The 16036-nt window shown below is 61.5% G+C and carries 16 protein-coding genes and 1 pseudogene; 10 read left to right on the forward strand and 7 right to left on the reverse strand.

Features of this window, described 5'->3' with window-relative positions:
- Positions 1-397 precede the first annotated feature (397 nt).
- The gene (locus tag AB4Y42_RS00915) at positions 398-583 is read left to right on the forward strand and encodes a hypothetical protein (RefSeq protein WP_368688327.1); all 186 of its coding nucleotides are present in this window, start codon (positions 398-400) and stop codon (positions 581-583) included.
- A 71-nt stretch (positions 584-654) separates the two neighbouring features.
- Here the strand turns inward: AB4Y42_RS00915 and AB4Y42_RS00920 are convergent, their stop codons facing one another.
- The 3 genes from AB4Y42_RS00920 to AB4Y42_RS00930 form a co-directional block, all read right to left on the reverse strand.
- Positions 655-1842, reverse strand: a complete 1188-nt coding sequence (locus AB4Y42_RS00920) for a porin (protein WP_368693108.1) — start codon at positions 1840-1842, stop codon at positions 655-657.
- Positions 1843-1963: 121 nt separating this feature from the next.
- On the reverse strand, positions 1964-2758 hold the full coding sequence (locus AB4Y42_RS00925; RefSeq protein ID WP_368693109.1) for an ABC transporter substrate-binding protein: 795 nt from the start codon (positions 2756-2758) through the stop codon (positions 1964-1966).
- Positions 2759-2797: 39 nt separating this feature from the next.
- The gene (locus AB4Y42_RS00930) at positions 2798-3919 is read right to left on the reverse strand and encodes a M20 aminoacylase family protein (protein WP_368693394.1); all 1122 of its coding nucleotides are present in this window, start codon (positions 3917-3919) and stop codon (positions 2798-2800) included.
- 179 nt (positions 3920-4098) lie between these two features.
- On the opposite strand from AB4Y42_RS00930, the gene AB4Y42_RS00935 reads away from it, so the two are divergent.
- The 9 genes and pseudogenes from AB4Y42_RS00935 (at position 4099) to AB4Y42_RS00975 (ending at position 11397) form a co-directional block, all read left to right on the forward strand.
- A complete protein-coding gene (locus AB4Y42_RS00935; RefSeq protein ID WP_368688324.1) occupies positions 4099-5052 on the forward strand; it encodes a LysR substrate-binding domain-containing protein in 954 nt (317 codons plus the stop codon).
- A gap of 517 nt (positions 5053-5569) precedes the next feature.
- Positions 5570-6076, forward strand: coding sequence for a GNAT family N-acetyltransferase (locus tag AB4Y42_RS00940; RefSeq protein ID WP_368688323.1), 507 nt, complete (start codon positions 5570-5572; stop codon positions 6074-6076).
- A gap of 235 nt (positions 6077-6311) precedes the next feature.
- The gene (locus AB4Y42_RS00945; protein WP_368688322.1) at positions 6312-6539 is read left to right on the forward strand and encodes a hypothetical protein; all 228 of its coding nucleotides are present in this window, start codon (positions 6312-6314) and stop codon (positions 6537-6539) included.
- A 307-nt stretch (positions 6540-6846) separates the two neighbouring features.
- A complete protein-coding gene (locus tag AB4Y42_RS00950) occupies positions 6847-7656 on the forward strand; it encodes a DUF4377 domain-containing protein (RefSeq protein ID WP_368688321.1) in 810 nt (269 codons plus the stop codon).
- Positions 7657-7872: 216 nt separating this feature from the next.
- On the forward strand, positions 7873-8160 hold the full coding sequence (locus AB4Y42_RS00955; protein WP_342918781.1) for a DUF1330 domain-containing protein: 288 nt from the start codon (positions 7873-7875) through the stop codon (positions 8158-8160).
- Positions 8161-8424: 264 nt separating this feature from the next.
- Positions 8425-8897, forward strand: a pseudogene (locus tag AB4Y42_RS00960) (helix-turn-helix domain-containing protein); the annotation flags it as partial.
- 245 nt (positions 8898-9142) lie between these two features.
- Positions 9143-9556: an ArsR/SmtB family transcription factor gene (locus AB4Y42_RS00965; protein WP_368693110.1), complete on the forward strand. Its 414-nt coding sequence runs from the start codon at positions 9143-9145 to the stop codon at positions 9554-9556.
- Complete coding sequence (locus AB4Y42_RS00970; RefSeq protein WP_368693111.1) at positions 9549-10070, forward strand: SRPBCC domain-containing protein; 522 nt, start codon at positions 9549-9551, stop codon at positions 10068-10070. The genes AB4Y42_RS00965 and AB4Y42_RS00970 overlap by 8 nt, the downstream gene beginning before the upstream one ends.
- 619 nt (positions 10071-10689) lie before the next feature.
- Positions 10690-11397 carry a RibD family protein gene (locus AB4Y42_RS00975; RefSeq protein ID WP_368693112.1) on the forward strand — a complete coding sequence of 236 codons (708 nt, stop codon included), beginning with the start codon at positions 10690-10692 and terminating at the stop codon, positions 11395-11397.
- A 376-nt stretch (positions 11398-11773) separates the two neighbouring features.
- On the opposite strand, the gene AB4Y42_RS00980 is transcribed toward AB4Y42_RS00975, so the two are convergent.
- From AB4Y42_RS00980 to arsB, 4 genes are all read right to left on the reverse strand, one after another.
- The gene (locus AB4Y42_RS00980) at positions 11774-12508 is read right to left on the reverse strand and encodes a response regulator receiver protein (RefSeq protein ID WP_368693113.1); all 735 of its coding nucleotides are present in this window, start codon (positions 12506-12508) and stop codon (positions 11774-11776) included.
- Positions 12509-12948: 440 nt separating this feature from the next.
- Positions 12949-14193 carry an MFS transporter gene (locus AB4Y42_RS00985; protein ID WP_368693114.1) on the reverse strand — a complete coding sequence of 415 codons (1245 nt, stop codon included), beginning with the start codon at positions 14191-14193 and terminating at the stop codon, positions 12949-12951.
- Between the two features lie 3 nt (positions 14194-14196).
- Positions 14197-14919 (reverse strand): arsenical resistance protein ArsH, encoded by a 723-nt coding sequence (gene arsH / locus AB4Y42_RS00990; protein WP_368693115.1) that lies wholly within the window; start codon positions 14917-14919, stop codon positions 14197-14199.
- Positions 14920-14949: 30 nt separating this feature from the next.
- Positions 14950-16020 (reverse strand): ACR3 family arsenite efflux transporter, encoded by a 1071-nt coding sequence (gene arsB / locus AB4Y42_RS00995; protein WP_368688314.1) that lies wholly within the window; start codon positions 16018-16020, stop codon positions 14950-14952.
- Between the last annotated feature and the right edge of the window lie 16 nt (positions 16021-16036).

Genomic DNA, 16036 nt, shown 5'->3' on the forward strand with positions numbered 1-16036 from the left:
GAACCCTCGATAGCCATCAAAATTGGCGTATCGCTGAAGACGAGTGTAGTGACACATTCAGGAAATCAAATCAGGCACGGGGCACCATTAAAGAAACTGATAGTGCGGAGTACGGAAGATGAAGATGTGATCCGCTTAGCCCCACTGCGGCAAACGCTTCGTGGCCCCTTTTTTTGGGGCAAGCGCGCACTCAAACATCATTCGACTCTACTGGTCGGCTCGAGGCGATGGCGGCGAGCCTTCGATGGACCAGCGTGACTACGCCGTTGGATGTTTAGCGATGTCCGCGTGTTTAGCGGTGCAGCCAGGCATCCCAATCGGAATCGGCACATCTGCCCAAGGCGGCCAGGCGGACTATCATGAGAGGGAGCTGTATTCATCAGCGCAGGAGCCCATCATGACGTCGAATCCATCCAGGGAGCCGACCGGCAACTCCCTCAACCCCGCGCAAACGTCCGTCCACAAGACGCGCCAGCCCGATCCAAAGGGCCTGAAAAATCCGGCCCCAGACGACCTTCCTGATGCCGACGCGGCGGAGCCCGAGCCTCACGAGCATCTCCCGTCCAGAAGCGACGACAACTGATTCAGCATCGCAGGTGCCGACACAGTTCGACCTGTGCTCCGTTGGAACGGAGCACAAGGCGTGGTCCGAACTCAGAAGCTGTGCCGGATGGCAGCACGCACGACGAGCTGGCGCGAAGTCGAGGAAAGATCCTGCGCACCGGGCACGTATGCCTGGTCGAGCGACGAGCCGGACCTGTCACCCGCAACCAGCTGGAAGGCGCCTTGCAGATAGACGTCCGTGCGCTTCGAGAGGTTGTAGTCGGCCATCAGGCCCACCGAGTGGATCGAAGGCTGCACGCTACCGGTCGTCGCATCGTAGTGCATGATCGTGTAAACGTAGTCCGCTCCGACGAAGAAGGCCGGCGTGAACTGGTACTTGCCGTTGACCTCGAAATTCTGGTACCTGAGCGACGTCACGTGGCCGCCGGCGAGCGGTCCGGTCACCGGCTGGATCGTCTCGTCGCCTGTGAGATACCCAACGTTGGCCACGGGCTGGCCGATGTACGTATTGGTGTACGCGAAGCCGACCGTTGCCGATCCAGCCGTGTAGTTCACGCCCGCACCGAATATCTGCAACCGCGACGAAGCGAAATTGCCGTCCGCGCCGTTCGTGCTGCTCGCGCCCGCAATCGCGCCGCCCGAGGTCAGCGCAGGGTTGCTGGCGTTCAGGTACGCGGCGGCGATGAGCCATCCGCCCACCGTGTATTGCGCGCCCACGCTCACCGCCCGGTTGTTCGCGAAGTTCGTATCGTTGCTGAAGCTGTACGTGCCGCCAAACGAGAAGCCGCCGTACGTCGGGCTCGCGTACTTGATCGTGTTGTTGAGCCGGAAGGTATTGTCGGTATTGTCGTTGTCGAGCGGGTGCGAAAGCAGGTAGCCGCCCCAGTTGCCGTTCGCCGTGGTCTGTGCAAGATAGTCGACCACGGCATCGTATTGGCGCCCGAGCGTCAGCGTGCCGTAACGCTCATTGGCGAGGCCGACGAACGCCTGCCGCCCGAAAGCGCGGCCGCCTTGTGCAAGCGCTCCGTTACTCGCGTTGAAGCCGCTTTCGATCTGAAAGATCGCGCTGTCGCCTCCGCCCAGGTCTTCGGTGCCCTTGAGTCCCCAACGGCTGCCCTGCGCATAGCCGCTCGTCATTTCGTACACGGCGTGGCCGCCCACGTTGTTCGTGTAGTCAATACCCTCGTCGATTACACCGTAAAGGGTTACGCTGCTTTGCGCGAACGCAGGCGCCGCCGCACCGCACAGCGCCATGACGCAAAAGATCTTCCTCTTCATCAGGTTTCCGTTTTTTATAAGGCATGCTAAAGATGTAAACGAAGGCGTGCCCCCTTTTCCCTTCGCTGTGGCGGGCCGCATGCCTTGCGCCCACCACGCCGGCTACTCGGTCTGGTCTGCGTTATTTCGCGCCGTAAATGTCGAAGTCGAAATACTTCTTGTTGATGCGCGCGTAGGTGCCATTCGCGAGAATTTCGGCGAGCGCAGCGTTGAACGCGTCACGCAACGCAGTGTCCTGCTTGCGCAGACCGAGGCCGTCGCCCTGACCGAAGAACTTCGGATCGTCGATGGCGTTTCCGGCGAAGGTGAAGTCCTTGCCATCGGGTCGCTTCAGAAAGCCGTCGCTCGCCGCAATGGAGGCCTGAAACGCCGCATCGAGGCGGCCCGACGTCAGGTCCGCGTATACCTGATCCTGGTTCTGGTAGGCGACGATCTCCACGCCGGCGGCCTGCCATTTCGCGCGTGCGTAGTCCTCCTGGCTCGTGCCCTGCTCGACACCCACGCGCTTACCCTTGAGCGAGGCCGCATCGGGCAGCAGCGGCGAGCCGCGCCGCACGACGAGCCGCGCAGGCGCATTCGAGATCTTGTTGGTGAAAGCGATCTGCTCCATGCGCTTGGGCGTGATGGTCATCGACGACGAAATGACGTCGAACTTGCGCGCGATCAGGCCGGGAATCATGCCGTCGAAGCTGGTTTCCACCCATACGCAATGCGCATTCAGTTGCGCGCACAACGCATTGGCGATATCGACGCCGAAGCCCGTGAGCGTGCCGTCCGGCGTCTTGTATTCGAGCGGCGGATAGGTGGGGTCGACCGCCAGCCTGATTTGCCGCCCCTTGAGATCCGCCGCGTGTACGGAGCCGGCCGTTGCAGCCGCCGCGAGCGCCAGTGAAAGCGCCATCGTCCATTTCTTCATTTGCCTGTCTCCTTGCTGTCGTTTCAGTTGTTGCGGGGGTTACTGCAGAATCTGCTCCGCGAGCTTGATCCAGTAGCTCGCGCCAATCGCGAGGCTCGCGTCGTTGAAGTCGTAGCCGGGATTGTGCAGCGAGCAATGCTGCGTGCCGTCCCCGTTGCCGATCGAGAGGTAGCTGCCCGGGCAACGCTCCAGCATGTATGCGAAGTCCTCGCTCGCCATGAGCGGACGCAGCCCGTCGATCAGCATCTGCGCCCCGCCCCACTCGAGCGCGACGCGACGGGCCAGTTCGGTCTCGTCCTCGTGGTTGACGAGCACCGGGTAGCAATGGCGGTAGTCGATCTCCACGCGCGCGCCATAGCTTGCGGCCTGCCCTTCGGCAACTTCGGTTATGCGCCGCTCCAGCAGCGTGCGCACCTGCGCCGAAAGTGCGCGCACGCTCAGGTGCAGCTCGGCATGAGGCGCGATGACGTTCGAGGCGCTACCCGCGTGCAGCGCGCCGACGCTGACCACGGCCTGGTCTTGCGGCGCCACGTTGCGCGCCACCACGCTTTGCAGCGCCATGACGATCGACGCACCGACCACGACCGGGTCGATCGTCTGCTGAGGCGCGGCCGCATGGCCGCCGCGGCCGATCACGCGAATCGTCACCTCATCGGCGGAGGCCATGAACGCACCGCCGTGAAACCCGATCGTTCCCGCCGGGAAGCCCGGCACGTTGTGCATCGCGAACACGGCGTCGCAGGGAAAGCGCTCGAACAGGCCGTCTTCGATCATTCTGAGCGCGCCGCCCAGGCCCTCTTCGGCCGGTTGAAAAATCAGGTGCAGCGTGCCACGCCATCGCGGTTTTTGCGCAAGACATCGAGCGGCCGCCAGCAGCATCGCGGTGTGGCCGTCGTGGCCGCACGCGTGCATGACGCCGTCGTTGCGGCTGGCATAGGGAAGGCCCGTCGCCTCGTGAATCGGAAGCGCGTCCATGTCGGCGCGCAGCCCGAGGTTAGCCCCACGCCCGCGCTCCATCGTCCCGACCACGCCCGTGCCGCCCACGCCGCGCGACACACGATAGCCCCACGCCTCGAGCTTCGCGGCGACGAGCGCGCTCGTCGCGTGCTCTTCGAAGCCCAGCTCGGGCTGCGCGTGCAGTTCATGGCGCAACGCGATCATTTCGGCTTCTATCGCCGCCACTTCCGGCAACACCCACTGTCTGCCCAATTCGCCTCCCTCACCCTTGTGTGCATCGTGGAGCGAATCGTATGCAGCGCAAATTGCTGGGAACAGCCAGCGTTTTGTTATGATGACAACCTTCTGTTGTCACCCTGCGCCAGTCGGGCGTCTCTGCGCAAATGAAACTGCATCAACTGGAAGCGCTCGTCGCCAGCGCGGACGCCGGCAGCATCCGCGGCGCGGCCCGCGCGCTCGGGCTTTCCCAGGCCGCCGTCACGCGCGCCCTGCGCGAACTGGAGGCGAGCGAGCGTCTTCCGCTGCTGATCCGCGCGCCCGAAGGCATCACGTTCACCGAGCATGGCAAGGTGCTCCTCACGCACGCGCGCCTCGTGCTCAACCAGCTCGAGCACGCGCACAGCGATCTGGAGCGCTTGAGGGGACGCATGGAAGGCAGCCTCATGGTGGGCGTCACGCCGTGGATTACGCTGACCTTTCTTGCCGAAGCCGTGCAACGCTTTCGCAAGCGCATGCCCGAGATCCGCCTGGAACTGATCGAAGGACTGATGGCAGTCGCGCAGCCGCTGCTGCGCGAAGGCAGCATGGACTTTGCCGTCGGCCAGTTACAGCCCGGCGCGAGCGCGCAGGAGTTCGCATGCGAGCCGCTGCTGGCCTACGAGTCAACGGTGATGGTGCGCGAAGGCCATCGCAAGGCGCGGGCGCGCTCCATCCACGAATTGCTGGACGAGGACTGGGTGCTCAATTTCGCACCGGACGGTCAGCGGGATCTCATCGACTATCTTTTCACGCGCCATGGCGCGCAGATAGACGAGCGCCGTATTGTCCGCGCGCAGTCGGTAGCGACGTTGCAGACCATGGTCGAGCAGGCAGACATGTGCACGTGGAGCCCGACGATCCTGAGCCATGTGCCGCCGTTCGGCGGCCGCCTGCGGCCGCTCGCATTGCGTGAAGCGTTCGAGCCCCGACAACTGGGCATCGTCACACGCCGCAACAGCACGTTGAGCCGCGCTGCCGCCGCCTTCATCGACTGCCTGCTGCAGGTCATACGCCGACATGCGCGCTCGGCGAAAAAAGAAGACCTCGCCTTGTTCGAGACGTTGGAGCTGTTGATCTAGTACATGAGACTGCTCATCAGCGAGCGACCGGTCCACTGCGAACGGCCATTGTGATTTCGCGAGATTATCTGTGCATGCGTCTGGCTATTGATTCTGCGGCGATAGGAAAACGCGCCAACCCCCGCTGACCTTTGACGAGCGTAATCGAGATCGGTATTTTCCTGGTGCCTGATACACGTCCCAGGGATGTCTTTCGCGCGTCGTGCCCACCCGCATGACGCGCCTTTTTCTCCTCCGAAATTTTCCCTGAACGTCACCTCCACCGTGCGCCAGACCCAGCACGTCCGTGCCGGTTCACAAATGACCATCAACTTCCGGGCGAGCCTGCCGTTATAACGGTGCAGCAAAACGAAGGGCAAGGCCCCTTTTTTCAGGATCATGTCGACGCACGAAAGCGTCAACGTGCATGGCAGCGAATACCGCGTAAGCGCAAGTCTCGGCGTGGCGGTGCTGCAGTCCGGTGACCGCGCTACCTTTAGATATCCGAAATGATAAGCTTCAACTCCCGGGAATCCTGATGGACACAGCGTCGAGCCCTGCTCTTATTCGCCCGACCTCGGAAGACGACTGGCAAATCTTGAAGACGGTTTTCCTTGCTGCGCTGCTCGACAGCCCAACGGCGTTCGGCCTGAGTTACGCCACCGCGGCTGCGTTTAGCGAGCAGCAATGGCGCGAATGTGCTTCAGGTCAGACGCAGCCGCAATATCTGGTAGCCATGGTGCGAGGGCAAGCAGTCGGTCTTATCGGCGACGCTATAACCCGCTCGCGCGAATACAACCTGATTGCCATGTGGGTTCACTCGCAGTACCGAGGCCTGGGAGTTGCAGGTCGCCTGGTCAATGCAATCCAGGCGCGCGCGATCGAACGCGGACAGCGGAGAGTCGTGTTGAGAGTCTCGCCAGACAACACCCGCGCGGTAGGTCTCTATCGCCGACATGGTTTCCAGTTGTTGCCCGAACGAGAAGCGCTAGCCAATCAACCCGGCATCATCGTGCAGAAAATGGAATGGAATCGCGCTGGCTGAATGTCAGAGCGATTGCTCACTGAGATTGTTCAACCAGACAAAACCGGGGATGGAAACGCTCTTGCTCGATTCGCGGCTCGTAGGGTCAGCCGGCGAGCAGATGACCCGATCCTTGCGCTAGTATGGACGGGCAAAAAGGCGGATCGAAGACAGCACCGGCCTGGTGCTGCCGTCACCTGCCCGCTTTGTCCTGCTGTTCAGCCGCTGGCATCGCCGCGTTCAGACGGAGGTCGACATGAACGAACAATCCGTGCTCGGTATCATCCATGCGCAGGAACTCCTGATGGTGTCCCTCATCCGCATACTTCCGCCCGACGAACGGCGCAAAGTTTCCGAGGAGTTCCACGGCCAGGTCGAGCTGGCCGAAGCGCCGCATCTGAGCGACGGTCACAACCGCGAGATGACCGAAGCGTTCAGGACGCATATCCGCAAGCTGTCGATCTTGCTGGCGTCGTTGAGTTGATCGGGCCGAGGTTCGCGCCGGCGGCAATAGTCACGAAACGCGCCGTAATGCACGGATCGTCGCCGGGTTAGTCCGGGCGTGGCGAGCCATGCCCGGTCCGGTGCGCCATGCCGACGGCGCCGCCGCGTTAGAAGACGCCCTCGCCTCGCAGTGACTTTATCAACGGGGCGCAACGCCCCGGGGTTGTATCATTCACTAGTTCCCCCGGTCTCCCCATTTGCGATTGGACTATGTCGCGGCTTATTTCACGCGACAAGCTGCCTGAAACATCCACCGAACCAGCTGAGGTACCGCCGTGAAGTGCAACGTGCTCTTTCTGCTGCTCGCCCTTGCCGCATGCTCGCAAATACCCGACGCGAGCGGCCCGGCGCCTTCAACGAGCGCGTCGACTGCTGCCGCAGCGAGCGCGCTACCGGCGATCGAACCTGGGATCCTCAGTCAGTATCACTGGCAACTCAGCGACGCATTTGACAGCAAAGGCATGCGCATTGATGCGTTGTTTGTCAGTGCAGAAAAGCCAGTGCAACTGGACTTCAGCACCGACCGCTTAAACGTAGTCAACAGCTGCAACAATATGGGAGCCAGTTACAGCGTCAAGAAAGGACGGCTGCAGATTGGCCAGATGGTGAGCACCATGATGGCTTGCCCTGACGCCGCTCGCGCCGCACTCGACGACGCTATTGCCCGGCGCCTGCGTGGCAGCCTCGGCGTGAGCCTGCTGGCCCGTAGCGATACCCCCCGCATGCAACTGCTCACCGATAGCGGCGACACGCTGACATTTACGGGTGTGCCCACTGCCCAGACGCGCTTCGGCGGCCCCGGTGAAACGGCCTTCCTCGAAGTGGCCGCGCAAGCGGTGCAGTGCCATCATCCGCTCATTCCGGACAAGCATTGTCTGCTGGTGCGTGAGCGCCACTTCGACGAGCACGGTTTGCCAACCGGAACACCCGGTGCATGGCAACCGCTGTATCAGGATATCGAGGGCTATACCCACACGCCTGGCATGCGCGATGTACTGCGCGTCAAGCGCTATACCATCAAGAACCCGCCCGCCGACGGACCCGCCATTGCATACGTGCTGGACATGGTGGTTGAATCGGAAAAGATTGAGGACTAGCTCGACGCTTCACGCTCGGCGCTTGAGAAACTGCGCAGCATAGCGTCGGTAGTCGCACGTGCCGAGTCCAACGCGCCGGTGAATCTCCCGACCAGTCAGTTTCAGCAGTCGGGTTTTCATCATGGGTCGACATCCGCGCCGACACTGCGTATCGATGCCCGATGCGGTTTCATGGCATCATCGTGCGGACCTTCACACAACCCGAGGAGCGACACGATGGCGACTTTTATTGTCTTCACGAAGGAAAGCACGCAGGATCAGAGTGAGCTCGACATCTACCAAAGCAAGGTGGGCGAGACCTTCAAAGGTCATCCGGTCAAGATTCTCGCTGCCTACGGACCTCAACAGGTTCTTGAGGGCGAAGCGCCAGAGGGTGTCGTGATCGTAGAGTTTCCATCGACTGCGGCCGCCCGTGCGTGGTACGACAGCCCGGCGTACCAGGAAGTCGCGCAGCACCGGTTCAAGGGCGCGCGCTATCGCGCCGTTCTTGTCGAAGGCGTGTGACAAGGCGACGAAGTTCGGCCGCGGAGTTATCCATCGAGCGCAAAGACGATCTCATCGACGCGGCCGTCCGTCAGGGGTTCCCCAACGAACGGCGGCACCCACGCCCTGGCGAAAAACGGCTGGTCGACGACGAGATCAGGTCCGGGGCGAATCACCACACCGCACGCTGATGCGCACACACGATTGCAGGGGTGATCGCCGGCGTGATTTTTCTCGATGTGGGCGTGAGATGCGTACAGGTCGCGAACATCGGCGGGCGAGTTCGTCACAGCGGGAGCCGCAATGGGCCATCTCGACCTCGCACTGTGGCTGATACGTCAGTCGAGCCCGAGCTTTCCACTCTTGTTGCACGTTATATGCTGGTAGACAGGCGGCCGTCGCAGGCGCCGTACATGATCCCGGAGCATCTGGCGCGCGCAGATCCACTTGTCGAACGGTTTGAGCGCTGGGCCCGTTCGCGGCTCGCAGAAGGCTTTTCGCTCGAATCGGCGGCCGACGCTCTCGCGACGAGCAAGCGAACCCTGCAGCGTCGTATCGAGTCGGTGCTTGGCAAATCGCCTCTGGCGTACTTCCAGGATTTGCGCGTCGAGCGTGCACTTCACCTGATTAGGACGACTCACCTGGATATCGAGGCGATCGCCGCCGAGGTCGGCTGCGCCGATGGCGTGACGCTCCGTACCCTGCTTCGCAAACGCCTCGGACGAGGCGTGCGTGAATTGCGCCGCGACGCGCGCTGATCGCAGGTACAGTGCGCGGCCAGCCGTGGGCGCTATCAACTCGGTATTGCGTTTGTGCCGCGCTCCAGATGTCACCGCTGGCGACTGCCCGACGTTGGTCGGGACTCTGCCGGGCCACCCCAGTGTCGGCTGTGCAACCGCCAGGGGTCTTCCGGACTGGACCGACCCTGCACAGATAGCTTGACAAGCGGATTTGCTTTGCACCATGATTAACCTATCAGCTAATTAACCAATTGGAAAAATAATTGGAAGCGGACCACCTCAGCGCCACGTTTGCCGCGCTGGCTGACCCAACGCGACGCGCCATCCTCGCCAGGCTGGCGCAAGGCGAAGCCACGGTTGGCGATCTGGCCGGCCCTTTCGATATGAGTGCGCCGGCCATCAGCAAGCACCTGCGCGTTCTCGCAAGAGCCGGCCTCATCACTCAGGGGCGCGATCGCCAGTTTCGCCCGTGTCGCATCGCGCCTGAGCCGCTCAAGCAGGCCGCCGACTGGGCACTGCAGTATCGCGCCCTATGGGAGCAGCGCCTCGACCAGCTCGATAGCTACCTGCAACAACTGCAACAGAAGCCTGCCAGGGACTCCCACGGAAAGCCTGCGCCGAAAACCACGTCCAACGTTACCCCAACTCGAACCAGGAAGACTCGCCGCCATGACTGACAAACTTTCGGCCCCCTTCGTCATCGAGCGCCGCTTCGCTGCGCCGCGCGAACTGGTATACGCCGCGCTCACTGAAGCTGAGCATTTGAGTACGTGGATGAGCCCACCCGGGATGGAAATGTCCCACTGCACAGTAGATGCGCGAGTCGGTGGCGTTTTCCACTACGCGATGAAGCCACGCGGCGTGCCCGACGCTCCCGCGATGTGGGGCAAGTGGACGTTCCGCGAATTGACGCCCCCCGAGCGCATTGTCGTCGTCGTGCAGTTTAGTGATGCCGAAGGCGGCGTGACGCGACATCCGATGTCGGCACAATGGCCGCTTTATACGCTATCGACGACGACGCTCAGCGAAGTCGAGGGTGGCACGCTAATGCACCTCGAGTGGCGCGCGCTGGACGCCAGCGAAGCCGAGGAAGCCATCTTCGACGCGTCGCATGGCAGTATGTCTCAAGGCTGGGGCGGAACTATGGACGCGCTCGACAAGTACCTCACGCAGCAGCAAGCCGAGCGCTGAGTCGAGAGACAAAAAAGGAAGCGCACTTTAGGTGCGCCTCTTCCGTTCGTGTGACCTCAAGCAAGCTGCCTTCTAACGTCAGTCAGGATTGTTGACCTGAAAGCAGTGAGTGCGTGCTTGAGGGCCGTAGCATGAAATAATTCAGGCAACGGGATGCGTTGCCGCGCATTGTGCAGTTTCTTTGCATACGAGCACGCGATTCGGGCCGAGCGCATCGGCTTTGAGCAGCTTCTTGAGTCCGCGATACGGCGTCTCGTCGGGCGGGCTGTCGCGATCTTCTAACGGGTGCCGCGCTCAGGCGCGCCAGGCCAGGCCGCGGCGCACCTGCCTGATTTCTCCTGCCCTACCCAATGTTCGATTGACACCGGGTCTTGCGATATCGCACGGTCGCGCGCCTCATTTTGTAAGCTCGCGCGACAATGCGGCCGGATCGTTGTCCGAGGCACCACCTTTACAAAACGGCGATTCAAATGGACAAAGCACCTGGACGTACCACAATTCACGGACATGCCGGGTTGAATGATGAAGCCTGGGCACCCCCCAGGTACGCGAATTGCAACCTGAGCGATTCCGTTTGATTCCCCCAGCAAGCCATTGCGAAAGAAGCCAGGAGTCAACCATGCGCCCCCGAATCATCTGCCACATGATGTCTTCGATCGACGGCAAACTGCATCCGAGCCGCTATTCGATGCCGCACGGCTTCGACCGGCGTCATTTCGTGACGCAATACGAAAACGTGGCCGCGGGTCTCGGCGGAGACGGCTGGCTCGTCGGCCGCGTAACGATGGCCGAAATCGTGAAGGACGAACGCGGCGCTTCGATCGCAACGAGCGATGTCGGCACGCGCAAAGCATGGCTCAATCCCGATCGCAAACCGACCTTCGCGATCGGCCTCGACCCCGATGGCAAGCTTCACTACGCGCGCCCGACCGTGGGTGACGACCAGATCGCCGCGGTGCTCGGCGAGCACGTCTCGGACGACTATCTCGCCGAGTTGCGACAAAGCGGCGTCTCATACGTGTTCGCGGGTAAGGATGGACACGATCTGAAGACCGGTGTCGAGGCGCTGGGTAAAACGCTGGGTATCAAGACACTGCTTCTCGAAGGCGGTGCCGCTATCAACGCGGCTTTTCTGAAAGCCGGTCTGATCGACGAAGTAAGTGTGTTGATCTGTCCGGGAATCGACGGCGTGCGAGGCGTCCAGACGATCTTCGAAGGCCCCGAAGAGGGAAATCCCGGTTACGGTCGATCGCTCGCCTTCAAATCGGTCGAGACGCTCGAGGGCGGCAGTGTATGGGTGCGTTATAGCGTCGAATCCCTGGCGTGATCTGGCATCCGTATTCGGCGATTGATTGGTGAATTGCACCGCAGTGAAAGCGACCGGATGCAAGTGATTTGGTCGCCAAACGGGGCCATGAAAGGACCTTCGTTTGATGCATCGCAAAGACGTTCAGATGGCCGCTCCACTTCGCAAACGGTCATCCAATCGCCGTGTGACAGCGTCGCGTCATCGGCCTTTGCTGACATTCAGTTGTCGCCGTTCGTAGGGCTGCTTCAGGCCGCTCTTCAGCCATCCGCAACTGCATGACCACGAACGTCTCACTGCGGTCGGATGCGTACTCTCGACCCGCTAGCGACATTCGCCGTCGTCGAAACTATGTCAGCTTTTGATGAGACAGCGGGCATACGTTTGATCGTATCGGCTATGAAACTGCTGCAGTTGGCCCGCTCCGGCCGGCTGCCAGTCGCAATGCGCTTGACGCCGAGGCCGCTGCAATGACTCTGTCTATCGCGTCTGTCAGCTCATTGAGGACCAGTGGTTTCGCGACAACCTCGTCTACTTTGCCGGCGAAGCTCGACGCATCCTGCGGCCACACCAACGCGATGATGTGTGGCCTTTCGATGCTGGTATTAAAGCCATCTACCAACAACATGGAGGCGCCGCGAGAAAATAGTGAAACGTCGAGCACGAAGAGTTGCGACGGTTCAAGCCAGGCCTCATGCCAGTTGTCGAATCCGCGCGTCTTCGGCCGCCCGTATCCCTTTACCCCAAGTAGAACGGCTAAAGAATCCCGGACCCACTTGTCGTAGCCGACAATCACAGTGGGGCCAGCGCCCGGCGGTAGTTTCGGTACTTCAAGAGCTGCAGACGCGCGTAGTCGGCACTCACGGCGCAGCCACTCCAGCTTGGACAGGTAATAACGGTCGTGCGCCCTCGCAAGCCCAGCGAGGGACGTTGTTGGGTCGTGCTCCAGGCGCTGCAGGTCCTGAGTTGCCTTGTTCAGTTCAGCGACCGCAGTGTCGAATGCGAGCGTATCTTCTGGCTTCAGCATGGGGGTCAGCAAAGGAGAAGTTGAACAACTCTCAATCGCAATAGCACAAATCGTGCTCGCGATCTCGTACCTGTGCAGCATAGTCCGATGGGCGAAGAACGCCATGGACTTTGATGATCAGCGAAGAATTCGAGCAATCCAGCGACGGGCGACGCTTTCTTCACATTAACCGTCCGGCGCACTTCGCGGGCTCTTTTGAATCTATTAGCGGTCGTTGACGGCGGTCGATGAGCCGTTCGTCACGCTCGATGGTGCGTAGCGTGATTGCTCACGCGAAGTGCTTCCTCATGCACACGGCGGTAGACGGGCAGAGCCGTATGAATTGTGCCGTTTCACGCACCTCATCCGGTACTTCGGTCCGCTTGACTGCGCTGTATCAGCGCCCAAAGGTTCCAGACAGACGCTTCCAACTATCGCTGCCCCTTCGTCGACTGCAACGAGAAACCCCGGTAGCAGCACGGTCGTGACGTCCTCTGTTGGCAACTTGCACGTTGCCAGCAGGCTTTTGATCCCGACGAGATCGTCATCTTTGGCGGACCTTATTTTCATAGCGTGCTCCGTTCCCGTGCAGCAACCTTCCTTGATGCATCGGCCGTCGAGCGCACGACGAACATAAAGGCGCACGCCGATACCAGCGACACGCCCAAAACAGCCCATTCGACGGGAAGATAGTTACCGGTCATTGTCCAGATTGCCGCTGCCGAGATCGGCGCAATGCCCTTCGCGATGTTCGACGGCATCGAAAGCAGGCCGCTCACCGCGCCGTACCCTTCCGTCCAGAGGATGTTTTGGACAATGGTTCCACGCAAAATCGTCATCATGCCGTTGGCACCACCATAAATCAGCGCGAACAGGATCAGCGCCGCAGGCGATGTACCGGCAACCAGAAGGATCACAACCGATGCTGGAAAGGCAGAGGTGACCGTCAAGCCCACGATCTTCGGCGACACGTTTCGCCCAACGGTGAACCATAGCGTTCGCGCGAAAACCTGCGCCGGGCCGATAACCGCCATCGTTGCGAGAATGACGGGCTGCGCTACGTGACGTTCAACCATCAGCGGGACCAGGTGAAAGGTCAGCGCGGCGAACGTCGCGTAGTAGGCAGTGAAGCAGACCGCGAGCCCCCAGAAAACCGGTGTACGGAGAGCCCGCCTGACGGACTCGTCGTTCTCGGCCTTGACTGTCCCTTTGCCGAGCGTCGTAGTCGCGCGGTCGCGCAGTGCCGTTAAATGGATCGGGAGGCAGACGCAGCAGTTGATTACCGAGAGCGAGAGCAGCGCGTGTCGCCATCCCTGGTAATCGATCAGCCCCTGCGTAAGCGGAATGAACACCGTACTCGCGAATCCCGCGACGAGCGTGACCAGTGTGATCTTCGTTCGAAAGCTGTGTGGGTAGTTACGGGTAAGAATCGCGAACACCGGATCGTAGAGTGTCGCTGCCACCGCAATTCCCAGGCCCACCCAGGCAGCAAAGAGCGTCACAAGGCTTCCGGCCTGCGACCAGAGCACCAGCATGACGGACGCAAGCAGCGACCCCGCCGTCAGCACCACGCGGCCGTGGCCGTGGTCAATCCATCTACCGACCGGATATGCGGCCAATCCGGAAACGAGGAGGCCAAGCGACAGCGCTGCGTTGGTGGACGCCCGACTCCATCCAAGCTCGAACTCCATCGGTACGACGAAGAGCGAAAAGGCGTAATAGACCGTTCCCCATGCGACGAGCTGGGCGACGGCCAGCGCCCATGTCGCGGTGTTCTCGCCTGGCTTTCGATCCGAAGCGGGGGGCGCCATGGGTCAGATGCTTGTCTGGTTGACGCGCTTCATCAGTTCCTCAGCGCTCTCCTTGCGCTCGCTGTACCGGTCCACAAGATACGGACCGATGTCGCGCGTCAGCAGCGTGAATTTGACCAGTTCCTCCATCACGTCAACGACGCGGTCGAAATACGCTGAAGGCTTCATGCGACCTGCTTCGTCGAACTCCATGAAGGCCTTGGCCACCGACGACTGGTTGGGGATGGTCAGCATGCGCATCCATCGCCCAAGCACGCGCATCTGGTTGACGGCGTTGAACGACTGCGAGCCGCCGCTAACCTGCATCACGGCGAGCGTCTTGCCCTGGGTCGGCCGCACCGCCCCAACCGAAAGCGGAATCCAGTCGATCTGCGCCTTCATGATGCCGGTCATCGCGCCGTGCCGCTCGGGCGAGCACCAGACCATGCCCTCCGACCACTGCACCAGCTCGCGCAGCTCGGCCACCTTGGGATGGCTGTCCGGCGCGTCGTCCGGCAGCGGCAGGCCGCTCGGTTTGAATGTGCGCACTTCGGCACCCATCGCCGTGAGCAGGCGTGCAGCTTCCTCGCTCAGCAGGCGGCTGAACGAGCGCTCGCGCAGCGATCCATAGAGCAGCAGGAAACGCGGCGGATGCGGCGACGCCTTTGCAGGCTGCAGGCGATTGATATCGGGCACGCGAAACAGTGCCGGGTCCACCTGCGGGAGGTCAGTCGTGAGATCGGACACGTTTGCCCTCTGTGATCGTTTCCATATCCGTCAGGCGCACTCATACCAGTTCTTTGAGCGGTTCACAATGCGCACCACGAGCAGCATGACGGGTACCTCGATCAGCACGCCCACGACCGTCGCGAGCGCGGCCCCTGAGTTGAATCCAAACAGCCCGATTGCGGTGGCGACGGCCAGTTCGAAGAAGTTCGACGCACCGATGAGTGCCGACGGACAGGCAATGTTGTGCTTCTCGCCGACCGCGCGATTGAGCCCGTACGCAAGAGCCGAATTGAAAAACACCTGGATCAGGATCGGCACAGCGAGCAGTACGATAACGAGCGGCTGCTTCAGAATGGCCTCGCCCTGGAACGCAAAGAGCAGCACCAGCGTTGCCAGCAACGCGGTGATGGACCATGGACCGATCTTTGCCATCGCGGCATCGAATGCGGCCTGCCCTCTGACAAGGAGCACCTTGCGCAGGATCTGCGCGAGAATGACCGGAATCACGATGTAGAGCACGACCGACGTGAGCAGCGTCGCCCACGGCACCGTGATCGCGGAAATGCCGAGCAGCAGGCCGACGAGCGGCGCAAAGGCGACCACCATGATGCTGTCGTTCAGCGCGACCTGGGAAAGCGTGAAGAGCGGATCGCCGCCGGTCAGGCGGCTCCAGACGAACACCATCGCCGTACAGGGCGCGGCGGCAAGCAGGATCAGGCCCGCGACGTAACTGTCGAGTTGCTCTGCAGGCAGAATCGGCGCGAACAGGTGCTTGATGAAGAGCCACGCGAGCAATGCCATCGAGAACGGTTTGACCAGCCAGTTCACGACGAGCGTCACGCCGATGCCCTTGACGTGCTCGCGCACCTCATGCAGCGCGCCGAAGTCGACCTTGACGAGCATCGGGATGATCATCACCCAGATCAACAGGCCCACCGGCAGATTGACGTGTGCATATTCCATCCGGCCGATCGCCTGGAAGACCCCAGGCAGGCCTTGCCCAAGCAGAATGCCGGCGACGATGCACAGCGCGACCCAGACGGTCAGGTATCGCTCAAAGAAGCTGATGGCCGGTTTCGCGGCCGACTTCCCCGAAGCGGCAACATTGGGGGTGTTCATTGGGTGACTTGATGGA

The organism is Paraburkholderia sp. EG286B (assembly GCF_040965655.1).
Taxonomy (GTDB): domain Bacteria; phylum Pseudomonadota; class Gammaproteobacteria; order Burkholderiales; family Burkholderiaceae; genus Paraburkholderia.